The organism is Chitinophagaceae bacterium (assembly GCA_016699815.1).
In the GTDB taxonomy this organism is placed as follows: domain Bacteria; phylum Bacteroidota; class Bacteroidia; order Chitinophagales; family Chitinophagaceae; genus Ferruginibacter.
The window spans coordinates 1,711,841-1,732,008 of the sequence record CP065012.1; the positions used below are offsets into that span (position 1 = coordinate 1,711,841).

Sequence of the window (20,168 nt, forward strand, 5' to 3'; positions counted from 1 at the left end):
TATACCTGTCAAACCACTTAGTAATCCAATATTTTAATGTTTTATTAAAAATTTAATTCGCATTTTTTATGCAAAGATTTAGTTATGTTATTCTGTGTGCCTTTTTTCTTACAACAATGCACACTGCCCTTGCTCAAAACAATGTAGGTGTTGGAACCAATTCCCCAGATATTTCTGCGGCACTTGACGTTTCCAGTACAGATAAAGGGTTGCTTCCGCCAAGGCTCTCTACAGCTCAGCGTAATGCAATGCCCAATAAAACAGCGGGATTATTAATTTATAATACCAGTGTATCCTGCCTGGAAATGTACAATGGCTCGGCATGGATAAACCTGTGTACCGGCGGCCCTTCAAGTATTGTAACAAAATCTTTGCTTGGTGGCAACCAGGAAGACAGAGGCTATTCTGTTCAGCAGCTTGCCGATGGTGGTTTTATTATTGGCGCTACCACAAGCTCCTCTGCAAATGGGGATGTAACCCCGGGCAACCATGGCGGTTACGACTGCTGGGTTATAAGGCTCGATGCTAGCGCTAATATTTTATGGAACCGGGTATTGGGCGGTGTTGGCGACGAACAACTTGCCGAACTGAGGCCTACTGCCGATGGTGGATTTGTTTTTTGCGCTAGCTCTACTTCCAGCGCTAATGGAGATGTAACTGAGGCTACAAAAGGCTTAACAGATTATTGGATAGTAAAATTAGATGCTTCGGGAAATATAGTTTGGAACAGGTTGCTGGGTGGCGACCAGGATGATATCCCTACTTCTATAAATGAAAATGCAGGGGGAACAATAGTTGTGGCTGGCAGCTCAGAATCTTCCGGCACAGGTAATGTTACCGAAACCAATCATGGCTTAACCGATTTTTGGATTGTAAAACTCAATTCAACCGGTAGTACTATTACTTTCAACCGCTTGCTGGGCGGAAATGGGGAAGAAAGGGCTTTTAGCATAAAAGAAGTAACCAGCGATAATGGTTATGTAGTTGCCGGATACAGTACTTCAAGCGCCAATGGAAATGTAAGTGGGGTTTTAAACGGCCTTTCAGATTTTTGGGTACTTAAACTTACTTCAGCCGGAACCCTTAGCTGGAACAGACTTGTAGGCGGTAATGCAGAAGAGTATGCTTATTCACTCGTTACGGTTTCTGATGGAAGTCTCATTGTAGGAGAAACAAATTCTACAGGCGGCGGAAATATTTCCGGTTCATCCAATGGCGGTTCCGATTATCTTATTGCTAAATTAAGCACTACCGGAACCGTTTCCTGGACTTCAATAAAAGGCGGAACCGATGATGATATTGCATGGTCGGTTGTGCAAACCGGAACCGATTATGTTATTGCCGGCCAATCATTATCATCTGCTTCTGGCGATGTAACCGAAGCCACACATGGCGCAACAGATTCCTGGTTGATAAAAATAAACAGTACCGGCACGCTGCTTTGGAATAAGTTATTGGGTGGTTCGGGAGATGATGTTAGCTATGATGTAAGGCCAACCTCCGACGGTGGATTTGTACTAACAGGTTACACCAACAGCTCCAACAACGGAAATGTTTTTGGCGTAAACCATGGCGGCGACGATGTGTGGTTGTACCGGTTGGATGGCAGCGGCAATATTCAATAAAAAACAGGAGTTACCATTTTATATTTAAGGTTTGCACTTTGTGCAAGCCTTTTTTATTTTTTAAAACCTAAGCTTCTTAATTTCGTGCTGGAATATTAATATGTTTGTTCAACAATACATCTCATGGGAATATTTGAAGTAAGAGGAGGAAAATCCCTGTCGGGAGAAATTACCCCGCAGGGCGCAAAAAACGAAGCTTTGCAAATCATAAGCGCAGTATTGCTTACCGATGAAGAGGTAATCATAAAAAACATACCCGATATAATTGACGTAAATCTTCAAATAGAATTACTTGCAGAAATGCAGGTAAAAATAAACCGTATAGACCGGCATACCTGCAGCTTTAAAGCTGATGACGTAAATGTAGCATACCTCAGCAGCAAAGAGTTTCATAAAAAAAGTTCAAGGTTGCGTGGCTCTGTAATGCTTGCCGGGCCGCTGCTTGCAAGATTTAAAAAAGCATTTTTACCAAAACCCGGCGGCGATAAAATTGGCCGTCGAAGGCTGGATACTCATATTATTGGTTTTGAAAAATTAAATGCAAACTTTTCGTATAAAGAAGGCGAAGGTTACTTTACTTTACAAACTCCCGGGCTTAAAGGAACTTATATGTTGCTGGATGAACCCAGCGTAACCGGAACTGCAAACATACTTATGGCGGCGGTAATGGCCGAAGGCGCCACAACAATTTACAACGCAGCCTGTGAACCCTACCTGCAGCAACTTTGCAAAATGCTCAGCCGCATGGGCGCTAAAATTGAAGGCATTGGCAGCAATATGCTCATTATAAATGGCGTAGAAAAATTAAAGGGCACCGAGCATACTTTACTAGCCGATATGATTGAAGTGGGCAGTTTTATTGGCCTTGCCGCAATGACGCAAAGCGATATTACCATTAAAAATGCCGGCGTAAAAGAGCTGGGCATTATTCCCGAAAAATTCCGGCAACTGGGCATTACCATGCATTTTAAAGGCGATGATATTCATGTGCCTGCTCAGGAAATTTATGAAATACAAAAATACCTTGATGGCGGTGTACTTACTATTTACGACCATCCCTGGCCGGGCTTTACACCCGATTTGCTGAGCATTGTATTAGTAACTGCTATACAGGCAAGAGGTAGTGTACTCATCCATCAAAAAATGTTTGAAAGCCGCTTGTTCTTTACCGATAAATTGATAGAAATGGGCGCACAAATTATATTATGCGATCCGCACAGGGCTGTGGTAATAGGCCTGGAAAGAGAAACAAAACTTCGTGGCATTACCATGAGCAGCCCCGATATAAGGGCTGGCGTGGCCTTGCTTATTGCAGCGCTTAGTGCACAAGGCAAAAGCACTATTCAAAATATAGAACAAATAGACCGTGGCTACCAAAATATTGATGAGCGCCTGAAAAAACTGGGTGCGGATATTGTGCGGAAGGGTTAGTGTTTTTAAAAAATCTCTTCCAATTGCTGCAAATGAGTTACAGTATAGGTGGGGTTAAAGGTAACCACTGCATTAACATGGTTTACAAAAACGGCATCTAATCCTGCGTTTAATGCGCCTTTAATATCGGTTTCCAAATTATCGCCAATCATTATACTTTCTTTATAATTAGCGCCTGCAGATTGCAAGGCAAAATCAAAAATTTCTTTATTGGGCTTTATGCTGTTGCTTGCTTCGGAGGTAATTACTTTGGTAAAATATTTATTGAGGCCGCTGTTGTTGAGTTTTCGCCATTGGGTTTTTTCAAAACCATTGGTGATTAAATGAAGTTGGTAATTTTTTTGTTGCAGGTAAGCTAATATTTCAAAAGTGTGCGGAAAAACATTTTTCTGGCCTGGTAAAATGTCTAAAAAACTTTCGCTCAGTTTTCTTGCCAGGGGTTCATCGGCTATTTTAAAATCCAAAAGTGTGCGCCACATTCTTTTCCATTTGAGTTCATCGGCGGCAATAAGGCCTTTTTCATATTTTTCCCAAAGTGCAGCATTGTGTACCAGGTATTGGCGGTGAAAATTGGGAAAAGCGGCAACTTTTTCCAACGCATAAGTTTCATAAACTTCCTCCATGGTAAGCCTTGCATTGGTTTCAAAATCCCATAAGGTATGATCTAAATCAAAAAAAAGGTGCCTGTATTTCAATGTTTTGGAATTAAAAGAAGGCAAAGTTAGCGTAAACGCCATTCACATTGGTTTTTGAGGCCGAAAACCAGTGGTAATTATTTTTATTAATTTAACAAAAATCATTTCTTTTTTGCAGGTGATTGGGTATATTTGGGCATTGTACAATACAAAAAATTATTTTTAAAAAATGAAAAAAGTATTTTTATTAGCCGCAGCCTTTTTTATGGTAACGGGTGTTGCCCTTGCAGATAAAGGTAAAAAGAAAAAATGCGCAAAAGGTAAATCCTGCTGCAGCAAAATGAGCAAAGCAGAAAAAAAGGATTGCAAAAAAAGTTGCCATGGCGATAAAGAAGAAAAGACCGTAAAGCTTTAATTCTTTAAAAATTTATTTACTGCCCCGGAAAAAATCCGGGGCATTTTATTTTATACCTTTTTGATTGAATTTTCTTTTCTTTGCACATGGCAGAACAGTTTCATAAAATTTTAATAATTACGGCGCCTTCAGGGGCAGGCAAAACCTCTATTACCCATCACCTGCTGCAAAAATTTCCACAGTTGGCTTTTTCCATTTCGGCGGCTACAAGGCGGCCCAGGAGTTACGAAAAAAGCGGCGTGGATTATTATTTTATGAACGAAGAAGATTTTAAAGAAAAAATAAAAGCCAAAGATTTTGCCGAATGGGAAATGGTGTATGAAGGCAAATATTACGGCACGCTTAAAAGTGAGCTGGAGCGCATTTGGCATAATGGCCAGGTGCCCATTTTGGATATAGATGTAAAAGGCGCTTTGCATGTTCAAAGCCAGTACCCGGTAAATACTTTCAGCATTTTTATTGAACCTCCCAGTATTGAAGAATTGAAAAAAAGGTTAATGAGCCGTGGAACTGAAACCGAGGATACACTGGCTGCAAGGGTGAACAAAGCTTCGTATGAAATTTCATTTAAGGGCACTTTTAATGCAGTAATTGTAAATGATAATTTAAATCAGGCTTTTAAAAATGCAGAGGAAGTGGTGAGAAAATTTTTGGCACAATAACCAACTTTTACATGCCTGCTTCTCCATTGGTTTCTGCAATAAAACCCAATATTTTTTCCCTTCCTGTTTTTTTTACGGCGCTGCTCACAAAATGCCTGGGCAAAAATTGCATTTGCGCTTTTAATGCTTCCAAAAAATCTTTTACATTTTTACTTACAGTTCGCTGGTTTTCTTTATCGCTTTTGGTAAACACCAGGCTAAAAGCTATTTGCCATTTATAAAGGTTGCCTATAAATTCCAGATCAATTTTTTGTGGCCTGTGGCGGCTGTCAATTAATACAAATACCTGGCTAAGGTTTTCTCTTTTGCGCAAATAGTTTTCAATCATTTGCTCCCATCGCCTTCGGCTGGAAATGCTGGTTTTGGCAAATCCATAACCGGGTAAATCCACCAGAAACCATTGTTCGGCAATAAGTTTATTACCTGCCTCGTTTTCCGGCCTTGTACTTTCAATAATAAAATGATTGATGAGTTGTGTTTTTCCAGGGCTTGCCGAAGTTTTGGCCAGCTTTGCATTATTGCATAAAGTATTAATAAGCGACGACTTGCCTACATTGCTGCGGCCAATAAATGCATACTCAGGTTTATCTGGTGCAGGGCATTTTTCTACCGAGGGGCTGCTAATGAGGTAAGTGGCTTTTTGAATATGCATGTTTGTTTATAATTACTGCAAATTTAACTTTTATTAAAGTGTAAGTAAACTTATTAAAGCATTGCGGCAATTTCAAACCATTATCTTTGCACGGTTTATGGTGAAATTTGCCCACGATACTGTTGTACCTGTTGCTGGCTCGGAACTTAGTAAAAAGGAACAAGTGAAAGAAATGTTTGATGGTATTGCCGGCAGGTACGATTTTTTAAACCGGTTTTTAAGTGGAGGTACCGATGTTGGCTGGCGAAAAAAAGCATTGCTTCAGCTCAAAAACCGGCCTTTAAACCACCTGCTCGATGTAGCAACAGGTACCGGCGATATGGCAATTACGGCATTGCGGTTGCTTAACCCGGCTAAAATAACCGGTATTGATATAAGCGAAGGCATGTTGAAAATTGGCAACGAAAAAGTAAAACAGCTTAGCCTGGCCGATAAAATAGAATTGTTAAAGGGCGACAGCGAAACAATAAATTTTAATGATAATACGTTTGACGCTGTAACCGTAGCTTTTGGAGTAAGAAATTTTCAAAACCTTGAAAAAGGGCTGGCCGAAATTTTAAGAGTGCTGAAACCCGGTGGAAAATTAGTAATCCTGGAGTTCAGCAAACCGCAAAACAGGTTGATGAAGGCGCTATATAATTTTTATATGCAAACCATAGTTCCGGCTATTTGCAATATATTTTCTAAAAACCCACATGCATACCGCTATTTGAATAAATCTATACAACAGTTTCCGGAAGGAAAAAATTTTGTAAACATTTTAAATGGCCTTGGTTACAACAACACAGGCCATAAACCTTTGACCTTAGGAATATGCAGTATTTATTGCGGAGAAAAATAGCAGTAGTTTTTTTAATAATCAGTTGTGCCCTTGCGCCAGGCCTTTCTCACGCCCAGGAAGCAGAAATTAACCTGCCTGACCATGATTACCGGGCCATTCGTTTTGGCATTAATGCCGGTATAAACAGGGCGCATTATAATTTTGGACATCACCCGCTTTTTTTAACACAGGATAGTATTAATGTAATTGAAAGCCTCAACAGTACGGGTATTAACCTTGCCTGGCTGGTAAACTTTAATTTAAACGAACATTTCGACATTCGCACTTATCCGCTTAGCCTTGTATTTACCGAAAAGGCTTTTCAATACCATCTCAAGCACCCCAATTCCGTAGAAGGTGAAGACAGTCTCATGACCAAAAAAGTTCAGGGTATTACACTGGCTTTTCCCGTTCAATTAAAATTTAGCAGCGACAGAATTGCAAATTTTAAAGTGTACATGATGGGTGGGGTAAAATTTGAGTATGATATGGCTGCAAATGCAGGCGCCAAAAATGCCGAATCGCTTTTTAAATTAAAGCGTTTTGATTATGGTATAGAAGCAGGCATTGGCTTTCACATTTACTTTCCTGTATTTGTATTAACGCCGGAGCTTAAAGTAGGCTGGGGTTTAAATAATGTGCATAGCCGGGATCCGCAGCTAAAGTTTTCCAATACTATTGATAAAATTAATGCCCGTACTGTTTCACTTTCCCTTACGGTAGAGTAATTGTTTAGTAATCATAATTGCGCTTCCAAATATTCAATCTTATTCCGGCAGAAACCATTGGGTTGTTAGAATCTATTCCGTTGCCTTTGTATTTCCTTAGCATTAAACCTAAGTCAATAAAAAAGTTTTCCCTGGCCTCATAGCTTACCGATGCATAGACATTGAGGCATTTTACTTTTTCTCCTCCACCAATGCTAAAATCGGTTCCACTACGAGTTACATAAGGCTTAAAAATATTGCCGCCAAAATTTGTACCCAGGCTGTCCAGCCCTTTGTAATAATAAATTGCCCTTGCATAAATCATCCATTTAGGCGCCGGTTGAAAACGTGCAATACCAATAAACTCCTGGAAATTGGCTCCCAAAGGATGTGCCAGTGGCTGATTGTAATGCGTATAATTGGCAACACTATCGGAGTGGGAATATACAAATGGCCGTACCCTGTTGGTTTCAAATTGAAGGTCGAGGTTTTTAATATTAAAGGCATCAACATACTTCATGCCAAGCTGAAAGCCAAATTTGTTTACCCAGTTTTTAGAATCGTCCCTAATTTCTTTTATGCGGAATTCATCCATAATCATTTGCCCGTAAAATTGTAAGCGGTGGGCTACATTGGCTTTAAAGTCAATACCGGCCAAGGCATTATCGGGGCTGCCTACTGTGCCTTCAATATGCCTTAGGAAAATAATGGGGTTGAGGTATTGAAAATCAAAGCGATTTTTGCGGCCGAAAATTACACCTTCAAAAAGGCCAATGTTGAGCCAGCGGTTTACGTTCATGCTTAGGTGGTGCATGGCAGCATATTTACGGTCGAGCAACTCATCGCCATGCTTGGTAAACTGTGGCATGAGCTCCATAAATAAATTTTGATAATTTATTTTCCAAATCCTTGTATTGATTTTTACAAAAAGATAGCTGTTGCCAAAGTCACTCAGAAAGAGGCTGCGGTAGCCGTTGCCAATAAAATTTTTATCGTAGCCTGCCTGGAAGTTGATGAACTTTGCTGCGCTAAAAGTAAAATATCCACGGCCATCAAAATAATCAAAGCCTTTTGAAGTTTTATACGGTTTGTAAAAACCCACGCCGGGTACGGCCCTGTACTCCTGCTCAAACTGCCTGAAGTTTGCCGGCCCACGCTCCTGGTTATCTACAACCATTGCGGCAAAGCCCACTTTTTTTGCAATCAGCCCACGAATGGTTACGCCTCTGGAATTTAAAAAAACTAGGTTGCTGGTATCCCTTTCTTTTGCCAGTGTAACATTGAGTATGGGGTTAATGGCAAGAAAAAAATTGGGGTTGTTTACTTCAAAAAAATTGGCCTTGGTTTTATAAAGTGATTTTAAAAAAGGTTTCTTGCTTGCAAAATTTTCTTTGGGTGTGGTAACCCACTCTGCACTGTTCATCAGCAAGCTATTTAAATTGTATTCATCAATTGGCGTTAGGTTAAGGTCGGTCCATTCTTTAAACTTATCCTGGTTGGTTGCAGGGTCCCGGTAGCCCATCCTTGCACTGTCTAAAAACTCGGCTTCCTGCACAATAAATTTTCGGTTAAAAGGCTTAAGCGTAGAAAAATTGAGGTCGGTATTTTTTTGTTGCTTTATTTCCAGCCTTTCAATAAATATATTCTCCTTGGCATCCTGCGGCAGGTAGGTAGATTGTGCAAATGCCGGTAAAGGAAAAATAAAAACAAGGAGTTTGGATAAGCTTTTAATAATTTGCATCTTATAGTAATGGTTAGTTTTACAAGTATTCATAAATTCAAGTTATGCAAAAATACCTTATTAAGGATATTTCTATAGTGAATGAAGGAAAAATTGAGCAAAAAGATATTTTGATAGGCAATAAACGAATAGAAAAAATTGACAGTAATATTTCTGTAAAAGAAAAATGCATAGAAATTGATGGCGCTGGAAAACATTTGATGCCGGGAGCCATTGACGACCAGGTGCATTTTCGTGAGCCGGGGCTTACGCATAAAGCTACAATCCATACCGAAAGCAGGGCGGCAGTTGCTGGCGGCATTACCAGTTTTATGGAAATGCCCAATACCATACCCAATGCTTTAAATTTAAAATTGCTGGAAGATAAATATGCCATTGCAAAAGCCACTTCGCTTGCCAACTACTCTTTTTTTATGGGTGTGAGCAACCATAATGCAGATGAAGCATTGCAGGTAAACAAACATAAAAATGATATTTGCGGCATTAAAATATTTATGGGCAGCAGCACCGGAGATATGCTGGTGGATAACCACAATACGCTCAATAAGATTTTTTCGGAGTGTGAAATACTAATTGCAACGCATTGCGAAGATGAGCGCTTAATTCGCCATAATTACCAGGCTTTAAAAGCCCAAAAACCACAACTGGAGCCATCCGATCATCCGCTTATACGAAATGCCGAAGCCTGTTTTGAATCTTCGTTAATTGCAATACAGTTTGCCCAAAAACACAATAGCCGGCTGCATATATTGCATATAAGCACCGAAAAAGAACTGCAACTTTTTGGCAACATGATGCCGCTTGCAGAAAAAAGGATAACCGCAGAAGTATGCGTGCACCATTTGCATTTTACGGCAGATGATTATGAACGGCTGGGCTATAAAATAAAATGCAACCCGGCTATAAAAGCGCCCCAAAATAAAAATGCTTTGTGGCATGCATTGCTGGACGACTGCCTGGATGTAATTGCCACCGACCATGCACCACATTTATTATGCGAAAAAGAACCACCTTACGAAAATGCACATGCCGGCCTGCCCCTGGTACAACATGCATTGCCCTTAATGCTGTATTATTATGAGCAGGGAAAAATAAGCCTGGAAAATATTGTCCGCAAAATGAGCCATGCCGTTGCTGAATGTTTTCAAATAAAAGAACGAGGTTTTATAAGAGAAGGTTATTTTGCCGACCTGGTGTTGATTGACTTAAATAAACCATTTACCGTTTCGCCTCAATCTGTTTTATATAAATGCGGATGGAGCCCGTTTGAAAATTTTCAATTTCCTGCATCCGTAGAAAAAACTTTTGTAAACGGAAACCTGGTTTATGAAAATGGCACTGTAAACAACTCTTATACAAGCGAAAGGCTATACTTCAACCGATAAAAATATAGAATGGAACTGGATAAAACCACCCTTTATGACCTTGCTGTTTTTGCTAACGAAGAAGAGTTTTCTGTTTTTGGAAAACTCAATGAAGCCATAACCAGCAGCGGTAGAGATGAATTTAAAAAGATGCTGTACACACCACTAAAATCCGTTTCAGCTATTACCGATATACAACTCACATTAAAACAAATTGGCGAAAAAGAAAGCGGCTGGACAAAACTCATAAGCAACGGAACCATTATGGTGGTAGAGCGGTATTTTCATGCCACTATTGATGAAATACCAGCTTATCCCAATAAGCTTTCTGCACTTACCTATAAAGTTTTTTCAGGCCAGGATTATTCTTTGATAAAATATTCTGCAAAGCATTGTTTTGATTTTATTAAAGGAATGAGGCAATTGCAGGAATTACTACATTCACCTGAAGCATCAGCTCCATTACAAAAGGTATTGAGCAGGTGCCAAAATATTTTGCAGCATACTGCAGCATATACAAGCGGGTTTGCAACCACTGAGGAAATGCCGCATACCGCACTGCTGCGCTTTGGCCATTTTATCCGTTACCGGTTTAAAACCAATATGCATAACTTGCTGCAAATGCACGCCACGCTTGATGCCTGGCATGGCATGGCCATTGCCATTAAAAAATTTCAATTGGTTTTTCCGGAGCTGGTAGCCTCTGAAACGCCGGTAATTGAAGCCCGTGGTTTATATCATATATTATTGGAGCAACCCGTGGGCTACGATACACAACTGAATAGGGATGCCCATTTTTTATTTTTAACCGGCGCCAACATGGCCGGTAAAAGCACTTTTATAAAAGCGGTGGGCATTGCCGTTTTTTTGGCACATGCAGGTATGGCGGTTCCTGCTGCTTTTTTACGATTGAGTGTTTTTGACGGCATGCTCAGCAACATCAATATGGCCGATAATATTATTAAGGGCGAAAGTTATTTTTACAACGAAGTGCAAAGAGTAAAAGCTACCCTGCAAAAAGTAAGCGATGGAAAAAAATGGCTCATATTGATTGATGAACTTTTTAAGGGCACCAATGTAGAAGACGCCATGAAATGCAGCACGGCAGTAATAGAAGGCCTGCTAAAAGTAAAGGGCTCCTTATTTATCCTTTCTACACATCTGTATGAAATTGCACAGCAACTGCAGGGCCATACCAACATCAGCTTTCATTATTTTGAAACCCAAATTTCAGGAGGCCAGTTGCAATTTAATTATACCTTAAAACCAGGCGTAAGCAACGACAGGCTCGGCTATTTGATTTTAAAAAACGAAGGCGTGGTGAAGATGCTGGAGGATTTGTGAAGGCCTCAGTATTTAGTACAAAGTATTTAGTATTTAGGCTGGGGAATTGCATTTGCTGTAAGGGTATATTTTGCATCTGATTTTATTTGCAAATTCAAATGAGTATTTTCTTTTAGGTTTTTTACTGTCCCCAAAAAATAAAGGGCCCGTTTTACCAGTACCCTTTTTTAAAATGCTTAAATGAATGGTTGCTATTGAAGGTTACAAAAATGGTAAGGCTTCAATACTATATACGCAATACCAAGTACTCAATACTATGTACTGTGTATTACCCTTAATCAAACATATCACTTTGTAAGCCTTTGCCGGCAGGTTGCTTGCCCAAATGTTTATAAGCTTTTTCGGTGGCTTCCCGGCCACGTGCCGTACGTACAATAAAACCTTCCTGTATTAAAAAGGGCTCGTACACTTCTTCCAGCGTACCGGTTTCTTCACCTACAGCGGTGGCAATTGTGGTAATACCTACCGGGCCGCCTTTAAATTTATCAATAATTGTAGAGAGTATTTTATTATCCATTTCATCAAGGCCGTATTCATCTACATTTAATGCACGCAAGGCATGTTCGGTTATTTTTAAATCAATGATGCCGTTGCTGAGTACCTGTGCAAAATCTCTTACCCTTCTCAGCAAGCCGTTGGCTATACGAGGCGTGCCACGGCTGCGCCTTGCAATTTCATCGGAAGCATCGCTGGTAATTTTTGTGTTTAAAATACCTGCACTGCGTTGCAATATGGCATTTAAAATAGAAGCATTGTAATACTCCAGCCTGTTTTTAATAGCAAACCTGCTGAGCAGTGGTGCGGTTAAAAGCCCGCTTCTGGTAGTGGCGCCAATAAGTGTAAACGGATTTAAGTTTAATTGTACAGAGCGTGCATTTGGTCCGCTGTCTATCATTATATCTATACGAAAATCTTCCATTGCGGCATAGAGGTATTCTTCTACTACGGTACTAAGCCGGTGTATTTCATCTATAAACAATACATCATTTGGTTCAAGGTTGGTGAGCAGGCCGGCAAGGTCGCCGGGTTTTTCGATAACCGGGCCGCTGGTTTCTTTTATGTTTACACCCATTTCGTTGGCCACAATGCGGCTCAGCGTTGTTTTACCCAATCCCGGCGGGCCATGAAAAAGGATATGGTCCAATGCTTCGCCCCTTTGTTTACAGGCTTTTATAAAAATGCTGATGTTGTTGATAATTTTCTCCTGCCCACTGAACTGCTCAAAAGCTGCAGGGCGAATGTTATTTTCAAACTCCTTTTCGGCGCCGCTCATTTTTGTAAGTTCAGTATTGAGGTTGGGATTTTGCATAAAGTAAAATTACAAAATAATCAGCAGCAGGATTTATAGTAATTTTTGAAAAAAAGTAGCGCTATACCAATTTTTTTTCTAACAGTTTAAAACCTTCTCCGGCGTTTAAACCCTTCCATAAAATATTATAAACCGTATGGGCTATAACCATGGGTGCGCCTATACGTTCATTAATAAGGTGCATACATTTACTGGCATTATAGCCTTCGGCAACCATATTCATTTCCAGTTGTGCCGATTGTACGGTATAGCCTTTGCCAATCATATTGCCAAAAGTACGGTTGCGGCTAAACAGGGAATAGCAGGTTACCAGCAAATCTCCCAGGTAAACCGATGCGGCATAATTGGTACGTACATTTTCATGGGTTTCTAAATAGCCTACTTCGGCATTTATGATGCCTGCCTTTCTTAAGAAACCTGCCATTTCATCGGCGCTGTTGGCAATAAGTACGCTTAAAAAATTATCGCCGTACTCCAGCCCGTGTGCAATACCGGAGCCCACAGAATAAATATTTTTTAAAATTGCGGCGTATTGAACGCCATAAATATCTTTATTGATTACCGTGTTTATATATGAGGTTTTAAAATAGCCGGCAATGCCTGTTGCCATTTTTGTATCTGTGCCGGAAAAAGTAAGGTACGATAACCGCTCCCTGGCAACTTCTTCGGCATGGCATGGGCCCATTACGGCAAAATAATTTTCCAGGTCTACATTAAATTCCTGTTGCAAATAATCGTTGAGCAGTAAATTATTTTGCGGCAAAATACCTTTTATGGCCGATACTATTTTTTTGCCTTCAAAAATATTTTTGGGCAAAGTGCTTAAAGTTTCAATGGCAAATGAAGATGGAATGGCAATTACAATTACATCGCTGTTTGTAATAACATCTGAAGCATTAGTGGTGAGTTGCAGTTGATGTATATTAAACCTTGCCGATTGTAAATATTGGGGATTGTGACCCCGCTGTTTAAATTGCTCAATTGCAGTTTGGCTCCTGTTCCACCAAAAAATAGTTTGGCCATTGTCAGTTAGTATTTTTGCCAGTGCCGTTCCCCAGCTCCCGCTTCCTAATATGCCAAATTTCAACATGCTTGTTTTTTGTTTAAGTTGTTTAATTCGTTAAAAAGGTTTAAGTCGTTTAAAGCGTTGGTTATTCGCTCTTAGGTTTAACTTGCTTTGGAGGGCTTATAATTCAACACTTAAATCTCATATCTCTTAATTCTTAACGCTAAACTCGTAACTATTCTCTCAGCCCCAGCTTTTCCACTGCCAACTGAGCTGCTAACTGGCTGGCATCTTTTTTATTATATCCTTTTGCTTGTGCAACCAATGCTCCATCTACCGTTGCGCCAATAGTGAAAATACGCCTTCCGCTTTCAAATTTTTCTTCCAGCGTAGTAAACTCCAGCGCTTTGCCGTTTTTATTAGCCCAGCCGTAGAGTTTGTTTTTAATATTTATTTCTACTTCTTCCAGGTCATCAATAAACATGTGTGGCAAAATGATTTGCTTTTCTACCCATGTTTGTGTTTTTTTATAGCCAATGTCCAGGTACACAGCGCCTATTAATGCTTCAAGTGTATTGCCGAAAATTTGAGAAATTTTTAAGGCGTTATCAAATTTATTGTAAAAGGTAATTTTTTTTAGACCCATTTTAAGGGCTATTTCATTAAGCTTGGCCCGGTTCACCATTTTGCTCCTCATTTCGGTAAGGAAACCTTCGCCTTTGTATGGGTATTTTTTAAACAGGTAATGGGCAATTACCGAACTTAAAACGGCATCGCCTAAAAATTCCAGGCGTTCGTTGTTTTCGTCTGCACCTTCCCTGATGGAGCGGTGGCTTAGTGCTGTTTTATAAAGGCTGATATCGCCTGGCGTGAAACCAAGTACATTACTTAATTGTTTTTTGAATGATTGGTTGCCCGGCGCTTTATCAAAAAACGATTTAAAAAATTGCAATGTAGAATCTACGTGCATAAATCAAACACTGAAATTAGGGTATTTGTAAATAATAGAGGAAATACAGTTTTAAGCCTTGTATTTTTTTATAATAATACTTGCATTGTGGCCTCCAAACCCAAAGGTATTGCTAAGTGCGGCATTTACCGTACGCTTTTGTGCCGTATTAAAAGTAAAATTAAGTTTGGGGTCAAGTTCCGGGTCATCAGTAAAATGATTGATGGTAGGCGGAACAACATCTTTTGTAACGGCTAAAATACAAGCCAGTGCTTCTAATGCGCCTGCTGCGCCAAGGCAATGGCCCGTCATACTTTTTGTACTGCTGATATTGAGGCTGTACGAATGGTTGCCAAATACATTGAGTATGGCCTTGGTTTCTGCAATATCACCAAGCGGTGTAGAAGTGCCATGTACATTGATGTAATCAATTTCTTCCGGCTTCATGCCGGCATCATTAAGCGCTGCCTTCATTACATTGTTGGCGCCGAGGCCATCTGGGTGTGGAGCAGTAATATGGTAGGCATCTCCTGTGGCTCCGCCACCGGCAATTTCGCAATAAATTTTTGCGCCTCTTGCCAGTGCATGATCCAGGCTTTCCAGCACAAGTGCGCCTGCGCCTTCGCCCATTACAAAACCGTCCCTGTCTTTATCAAATGGGCGGCTTGCCGTTTTGGGATCGTCGTTTCTTTCGCTAAGCGCTTTCATGGCATTAAAACCACCTACGCCAGCAGCGCTTATTACGGCTTCGCTACCTCCGGTTACAATTACATCGGCTTTACCCAGGCGTATATTATCAAAGGCATCAATTACGGCATTGGTACTGGATGCACAAGCGCTCACTACGGCAAAGTTGGGCCCACGAAACCCATGCCGTATGGAAATTTGCCCTGCAGCAATATCCAATATCATTTTGGGAATAAAAAAAGGATTGAAACGGGGTGTACCATCTCCGGCAGCATAGTTGGTAACTTCTTCCTGAAAGGTAATAAGTCCGCCAATGCCACTTGCAAAAATTACCCCAACCCTGTCCGGGTTGCAGTTTTCGGCAGTAATACCGGCATCTTTTACTGCTTCATCGCTGGCAATAAGAGCAAACTGGCAATACCTGTCTAGTTTCCGGGATTCTTTTTTGTCGAGGTAATGAGTGGGGTCAAAGTCTTTAACCTCACAGGCAAACCGGGTTTTAAATTTAGCAATGTCAAATTGCTTTACGAAGTCGCAACCACTCACACTGTCCAGGAGCCCTTGCCAGTATTCATGAACGGTTTTACCCAGTGGGGTAAGTGCGCCAAGCCCTGTTACAACAACTCTTTTTAAAGCCATCAGTTTGCCTGTGTAAATTAAAGAATGTAATTACTTAGCGTTTTCTTCTAAATAAGAAACGGCCTGGCCCACGGTAGTGATGGTTTCGGCCTGTTCATCCGGAATGGAAATGTTGAACTCTTTTTCAAATTCCATAATGAGTTCTACGGTATCCAGGCTATCTGCACCTAAATCGTTGGTGAAAGAAGCTTCATTTGTAACTTCTGCTTCATCCACTCCTAATTTGTCAACAATAATTTTCTTTACTCTTGTTGCAATGTCTGACATGTTATTAAGGTTTAGTTTAAACTGGTTGCAAAAATATAGTTTTTGTATTAAATGCAATTAATTACAAAGAAATACTAAACAACGAATATAGAAATCTTTTTTTTGAGTTTTTAGCTTTTAAATGGGGAAATAAACAGTAAAACTCGTAAAAATTGCCAAATGTGCGTTTGTGTTGAAAAAATATGTAATTTGGGATTGGCCAAAAGCGCTTTTTTCCAAAAAAAACCATAACCGCATGGGTCTTAAAATAATAGAGCATGGCAGTAATGAATACCGTCAAATGGTACAGATGCGCTATTCAATTTTGCGGGAACCACTTGGCCTTGCCTTTACTGATGACGAACTGGCTAATGAAAGGGAAAACCTTTTTATTGCCGCTTTTGATGAGGATATAATGCTGGGGTGCTGCATGTTGGTAAAGAGAGATAAAAATACTATTCAGCTAAGGCAAATGGCCGTAAATAATAATTTGCAAGGCAAAGGTATTGGCGCTTCTATTATTGCTTTTGTGGAAAGTATTTCCAGGGATAAAGGATTTAATAAAGTAATGATGCATGCACGAGATACCTCTGTGGGATTTTATGAAAAATGCGGCTATAAAATTAAAGGCGACCAGTTTTTGGAGCTCAACATACCCCACCACGTAATGGAAAAATTAATTTTTTAATATTCCTTTGGTTTGAAAAAAATTACACCCTGCTCTTATTTTTTATTTTTTCATTGAGCAGAACCCTCACATTATGTATTTCCGCATCTTCAAATGCCTCTTTGGGTACAATAAAAAAAGATCGGCTGTTAAAATACAGGTGAATAAAATGCGGCGTTTCCATCCATGTGCTGAAATCGGTCCATGGCCAGGAGCGGCTGCCATTGGCGTTTTCAATATAAAACTCTTGTGTACCCATGCTTACCCTAAAACGGTCTTTAAAAGTTTTTGCCCTGTTATAAATTATTGCCGGCATTAAATACCAAAATGAAACCATGAGCGCAAACCACAATACAGAGCTAATTAAAAATGCCATCGGATTAATTTTTTTTAGGTAAAATAATGCTGCAGATAAAATGGCAAAAATATTTACAATAATAATGAGGGCTTTTATTTCTTTGCGGCTGATGAAATGATAGCGCAGCGCCTGTATTACTTTTGCTTTATTGTAGGTAAAAAATGCTGAGGTCATTGTGGCTGCAATATAATTAATTGTTTTCCCCGATAAAGGAAAAATGCATACCTTTTATTTTATGTACATTTAACTTTGTACATGTACTATATATCATAAATATTTTTTTATATAAAATTTATGCAACTCATCAATAATTCCATCAAATTGAAAAATGCATTTTTATTGGTATCCCTGGTTTTGAGTGGCTATGTAAGTATGGCCCAATTGCAATCTCCCGATCAATTTTTGGGTTACAAACTCGGCAGCAGGTTTACGGCTCATGCACAGGTAGTAAATTATTTTGAGCATGTAGCAAAATTTGCCCCGCAAAAGGTAAAACTGCAATATTATGGAGCAACCAATGAGCATAAACCGCTTTTACTGGCCTTTGTTTCATCTGCAGAAAATATCGAAAACCTCCAAAATATCCGTAAAAATAATGTACAACTTGCAGCAGCAGGCGCCGCTTCAATAGAAAAACCTACGCCAATTGTATGGCTAAGTTATAATGTACATGGCAATGAGGCTTCCTCTTCCGAGGCATCCATGCTTACATTATATGAGTTGGTAAATCCCCAAAATTCACAAACAAAGCTATGGCTCGGTAATACGGTTGTAGTAATTGATCCCTGCTTAAACCCAGATGGAAGGGACAGGTATGTAAACTGGTTCAACAGCGTTGTAGGTATAAAATATAACCCTGATGTAATTGCCCGTGAACATAATGAGCCCTGGCCCGGCGGAAGAACCAACCATTATAATTTTGACTTAAACAGGGATTGGGCATGGCAAACACAGCTCGAAAGCAGGCAAAGAGTTAAAGAATACCTCAACTGGATGCCGCAGGTACATGTAGATTTTCATGAGCAGGGTATCAACGATAATTATTATTTTGCCCCGGCTGCACAGCCCTATCATGAAGCTATAACGCAATGGCAAAGAGATTTTCAGGTGCAGATTGGAAAAAATCATGCCCGGTATTTTGACAAAAACGGCTGGCTGTATTTTACCAAAGAAGTTTTTGATTTGTTATATCCATCTTATGGCGATACCTACCCAATTTATAACGGCTCCATAGGAATGACTTATGAACAGGCAGGCGGACCAGAAGGAGGCCTTGGCGTATTAACCAGCGATGGGGATACGCTTACTTTATACGACCGTTTAATACATCATTATACCACAAGCCTAAGTACTATTGAAATAGCTTCACAAAATGCGGCAAAACTAATAACAGAATTTAAAAATTATTTTGCCAATGCCAGCAATGGGAATGTTGGCTTATATAAAACATACATTATAAAAAACCAGGCAGCAGACGGGCAAAAAGTAAAAGCGCTTTTAGCGCTATTAGATAAAAACAATATTCTATACGGCACTGGCAGTGGCACAGGAAAAGGCTTTAATTATGAAACAAGAAAGGAAGAAGTGTTTACCATTGCCCCAGGCGATATTGTAATTAGCGCTGCACAACCCAGGGCGGTAATGGTAAAGGCCCTCTTTGAACCCAATACAAAACTTACCGATTCTGTAACCTACGATATTACGGCCTGGGCAATGCCTTATGCTTATGGCCTGCAGGCTTATGCAACTACGTTAAAAATGAAAGTGAGCGGCAGGTATAATGAGGCATTTGAAAAGAATAATATTTCCAGTGCTTTTGCCTGTGTAATTAAATGGGAAGGCAAATATTCGGCAACGGTACTTGCACAATTGCTTTCCAGGGGCGTAAAAGTGCGTATGTCAGATGCCGCTTTTGAAGCCGGCAATGAAAAGTTTGGAAGCGGCTCTATAATTGTTTTACAAAAAGGAAACGAAAAATTTGGCAACGGTTTTTGGAGTATGGTTTCGCAGCTTTGCAATAAATATACGGTAAAGCTTTATCCCATTGCTTCCGGCATGGTAGATAAGGGTTATGATATGGGCAGTGCGCATGTACGCCAGCTAAAAGCGCCGAGAGTTGCATTGCTTACCGGTAGTTCCGTAAGCTCCAATGCAGCAGGCGAAGCCTGGTATTTCTTTGAACAGGAACTCAATTACCCGGTTACACTTATCAATACACAGGATTTTAAAAACATAAATCAGGATTTTGATGTAATGATAATGCCCAATGGGTATTATGAATTTTTAGCCGATAAAGAAAATGCAAAACTGTTTGAACAATGGATTAGGAATGGCGGTAAAGTAGTGGCGCTGGAAGCGGCAGTAAGCCAGCTTGTAAAGCAGGAGTGGAGCGCTTTAAAACCCAAAACAGATACCAATGAAAGCAATGCGGCAAAAGACGTATATGCAGCATTACAAAAATATAATTTAAGAGAAAGAGATGCCGTTTCGGGATTTACCCCGGGCGCTATTTTTAATGTGGAGATAGACAATAGCAACCCGTTGGCATTTGGATACCCCAATAACTACTATAGTTTAAAAATGGATGCACAAGTGTATGACTTTATAAAAGAAGGTGGATGGAATGTAGGGATATTAAAAAAAGATAACCAGCTTGCCGGATATGTAGGTTCAAAACTTGCAGCATTGCTTAAAGACGGGCTTTTGTTTGGCATACAAAATTTGGGCAAAGGTTCTGTGGTTTATATTGCCGATAATATTATGTTTCGCAATTTTTGGGAAAACGGGAAGCTTATGTTTTGTAATGCGGTGTTTTTGGTGGGGCAGTAATTTATAGCCTTTGAGGGAAATTTTAACTCTGGCAAGTGAGTTTAATTATTAAACAAAAGCGTTATGCTCAAAAAAAACTATG

General features: G+C 39.9%; 19 protein-coding genes. 10 read left to right on the plus strand and 9 right to left on the minus strand.

Features of this window, described 5'->3' with window-relative positions; genetic code table 11:
• Window positions 1–68 precede the first annotated feature (68 nt).
• Window positions 69–1,625, plus strand: coding sequence for a hypothetical protein (locus tag IPO46_07590; protein QQS62002.1), 1,557 nt, complete (start codon window positions 69–71; stop codon window positions 1,623–1,625).
• Window positions 1,626–1,748: 123 nt separating this feature from the next.
• Window positions 1,749–3,056 (plus strand): UDP-N-acetylglucosamine 1-carboxyvinyltransferase, encoded by a 1,308-nt coding sequence (gene murA / locus IPO46_07595; GenBank protein QQS62003.1) that lies wholly within the window; start codon window positions 1,749–1,751, stop codon window positions 3,054–3,056.
• Between the two features lie 5 nt (window positions 3,057–3,061).
• Here murA and IPO46_07600 read toward each other — a convergent pair whose 3' ends face one another.
• The gene (locus IPO46_07600) at window positions 3,062–3,751 is read right to left on the minus strand and encodes a noncanonical pyrimidine nucleotidase, YjjG family (GenBank protein ID QQS64351.1); all 690 of its coding nucleotides are present in this window, start codon (window positions 3,749–3,751) and stop codon (window positions 3,062–3,064) included.
• A gap of 169 nt (window positions 3,752–3,920) precedes the next feature.
• Between IPO46_07600 and IPO46_07605 the strand changes: the two genes are divergently transcribed.
• Window positions 3,921–4,106: a hypothetical protein gene (locus IPO46_07605; GenBank protein QQS62004.1), complete on the plus strand. Its 186-nt coding sequence runs from the start codon at window positions 3,921–3,923 to the stop codon at window positions 4,104–4,106.
• Window positions 4,107–4,192: 86 nt separating this feature from the next.
• Window positions 4,193–4,768, plus strand: a complete 576-nt coding sequence (gene gmk / locus IPO46_07610) for a guanylate kinase (GenBank protein ID QQS62005.1) — start codon at window positions 4,193–4,195, stop codon at window positions 4,766–4,768.
• 7 nt (window positions 4,769–4,775) lie between these two features.
• Here gmk and IPO46_07615 read toward each other — a convergent pair whose 3' ends face one another.
• Window positions 4,776–5,420 (minus strand): YihA family ribosome biogenesis GTP-binding protein, encoded by a 645-nt coding sequence (locus IPO46_07615; GenBank protein QQS62006.1) that lies wholly within the window; start codon window positions 5,418–5,420, stop codon window positions 4,776–4,778.
• A gap of 97 nt (window positions 5,421–5,517) precedes the next feature.
• On the opposite strand from IPO46_07615, the gene ubiE reads away from it, so the two are divergent.
• Window positions 5,518–6,261 (plus strand): bifunctional demethylmenaquinone methyltransferase/2-methoxy-6-polyprenyl-1,4-benzoquinol methylase UbiE, encoded by a 744-nt coding sequence (gene ubiE, locus IPO46_07620; GenBank protein ID QQS62007.1) that lies wholly within the window; start codon window positions 5,518–5,520, stop codon window positions 6,259–6,261.
• Entirely contained in the window at window positions 6,234–6,968 is a 735-nt protein-coding gene (locus tag IPO46_07625) for a PorT family protein (protein QQS62008.1), read from the plus strand. The genes ubiE and IPO46_07625 overlap by 28 nt, the downstream gene beginning before the upstream one ends.
• Window positions 6,969–6,972: 4 nt before the next feature.
• On the opposite strand, the gene IPO46_07630 is transcribed toward IPO46_07625, so the two are convergent.
• On the minus strand, window positions 6,973–8,688 hold the full coding sequence (locus IPO46_07630; GenBank protein ID QQS62009.1) for a hypothetical protein: 1,716 nt from the start codon (window positions 8,686–8,688) through the stop codon (window positions 6,973–6,975).
• A gap of 44 nt (window positions 8,689–8,732) precedes the next feature.
• Between IPO46_07630 and IPO46_07635 the strand changes: the two genes are divergently transcribed.
• Both IPO46_07635 and IPO46_07640 read left to right on the plus strand, forming a co-directional pair.
• Window positions 8,733–10,073 carry a dihydroorotase gene (locus IPO46_07635; protein ID QQS62010.1) on the plus strand — a complete coding sequence of 447 codons (1,341 nt, stop codon included), beginning with the start codon at window positions 8,733–8,735 and terminating at the stop codon, window positions 10,071–10,073.
• A gap of 9 nt (window positions 10,074–10,082) precedes the next feature.
• A complete protein-coding gene (locus tag IPO46_07640) occupies window positions 10,083–11,396 on the plus strand; it encodes a DNA mismatch repair protein MutS (GenBank protein QQS62011.1) in 1,314 nt (437 codons plus the stop codon).
• Window positions 11,397–11,670: 274 nt separating this feature from the next.
• Here IPO46_07640 and ruvB read toward each other — a convergent pair whose 3' ends face one another.
• From ruvB to IPO46_07665, 5 genes are all read right to left on the minus strand, one after another.
• Window positions 11,671–12,705 carry a Holliday junction branch migration DNA helicase RuvB gene (ruvB, locus tag IPO46_07645; protein QQS62012.1) on the minus strand — a complete coding sequence of 345 codons (1,035 nt, stop codon included), beginning with the start codon at window positions 12,703–12,705 and terminating at the stop codon, window positions 11,671–11,673.
• Between the two features lie 61 nt (window positions 12,706–12,766).
• The gene (locus tag IPO46_07650; GenBank protein ID QQS62013.1) at window positions 12,767–13,795 is read right to left on the minus strand and encodes an NAD(P)-binding domain-containing protein; all 1,029 of its coding nucleotides are present in this window, start codon (window positions 13,793–13,795) and stop codon (window positions 12,767–12,769) included.
• Between the two features lie 151 nt (window positions 13,796–13,946).
• Window positions 13,947–14,681: a ribonuclease III gene (gene rnc, locus IPO46_07655; protein QQS62014.1), complete on the minus strand. Its 735-nt coding sequence runs from the start codon at window positions 14,679–14,681 to the stop codon at window positions 13,947–13,949.
• Between the two features lie 51 nt (window positions 14,682–14,732).
• Window positions 14,733–15,986 (minus strand): beta-ketoacyl-ACP synthase II, encoded by a 1,254-nt coding sequence (fabF, locus tag IPO46_07660; GenBank protein ID QQS62015.1) that lies wholly within the window; start codon window positions 15,984–15,986, stop codon window positions 14,733–14,735.
• Between the two features lie 30 nt (window positions 15,987–16,016).
• Window positions 16,017–16,253 carry an acyl carrier protein gene (locus IPO46_07665; GenBank protein ID QQS62016.1) on the minus strand — a complete coding sequence of 79 codons (237 nt, stop codon included), beginning with the start codon at window positions 16,251–16,253 and terminating at the stop codon, window positions 16,017–16,019.
• A gap of 235 nt (window positions 16,254–16,488) precedes the next feature.
• Between IPO46_07665 and IPO46_07670 the strand changes: the two genes are divergently transcribed.
• Window positions 16,489–16,920 carry a GNAT family N-acetyltransferase gene (locus IPO46_07670; protein QQS64352.1) on the plus strand — a complete coding sequence of 144 codons (432 nt, stop codon included), beginning with the start codon at window positions 16,489–16,491 and terminating at the stop codon, window positions 16,918–16,920.
• Window positions 16,921–16,942: 22 nt separating this feature from the next.
• On the opposite strand, the gene IPO46_07675 is transcribed toward IPO46_07670, so the two are convergent.
• Window positions 16,943–17,431, minus strand: a complete 489-nt coding sequence (locus IPO46_07675; GenBank protein ID QQS62017.1) for a YcxB family protein — start codon at window positions 17,429–17,431, stop codon at window positions 16,943–16,945.
• 120 nt (window positions 17,432–17,551) lie between these two features.
• Here IPO46_07675 and IPO46_07680 point away from each other — a divergent pair, with 120 nt between their 5' ends.
• On the plus strand, window positions 17,552–20,086 hold the full coding sequence (locus IPO46_07680; GenBank protein QQS62018.1) for a zinc carboxypeptidase: 2,535 nt from the start codon (window positions 17,552–17,554) through the stop codon (window positions 20,084–20,086).
• Window positions 20,087–20,168: the final 82 nt, after the last annotated feature.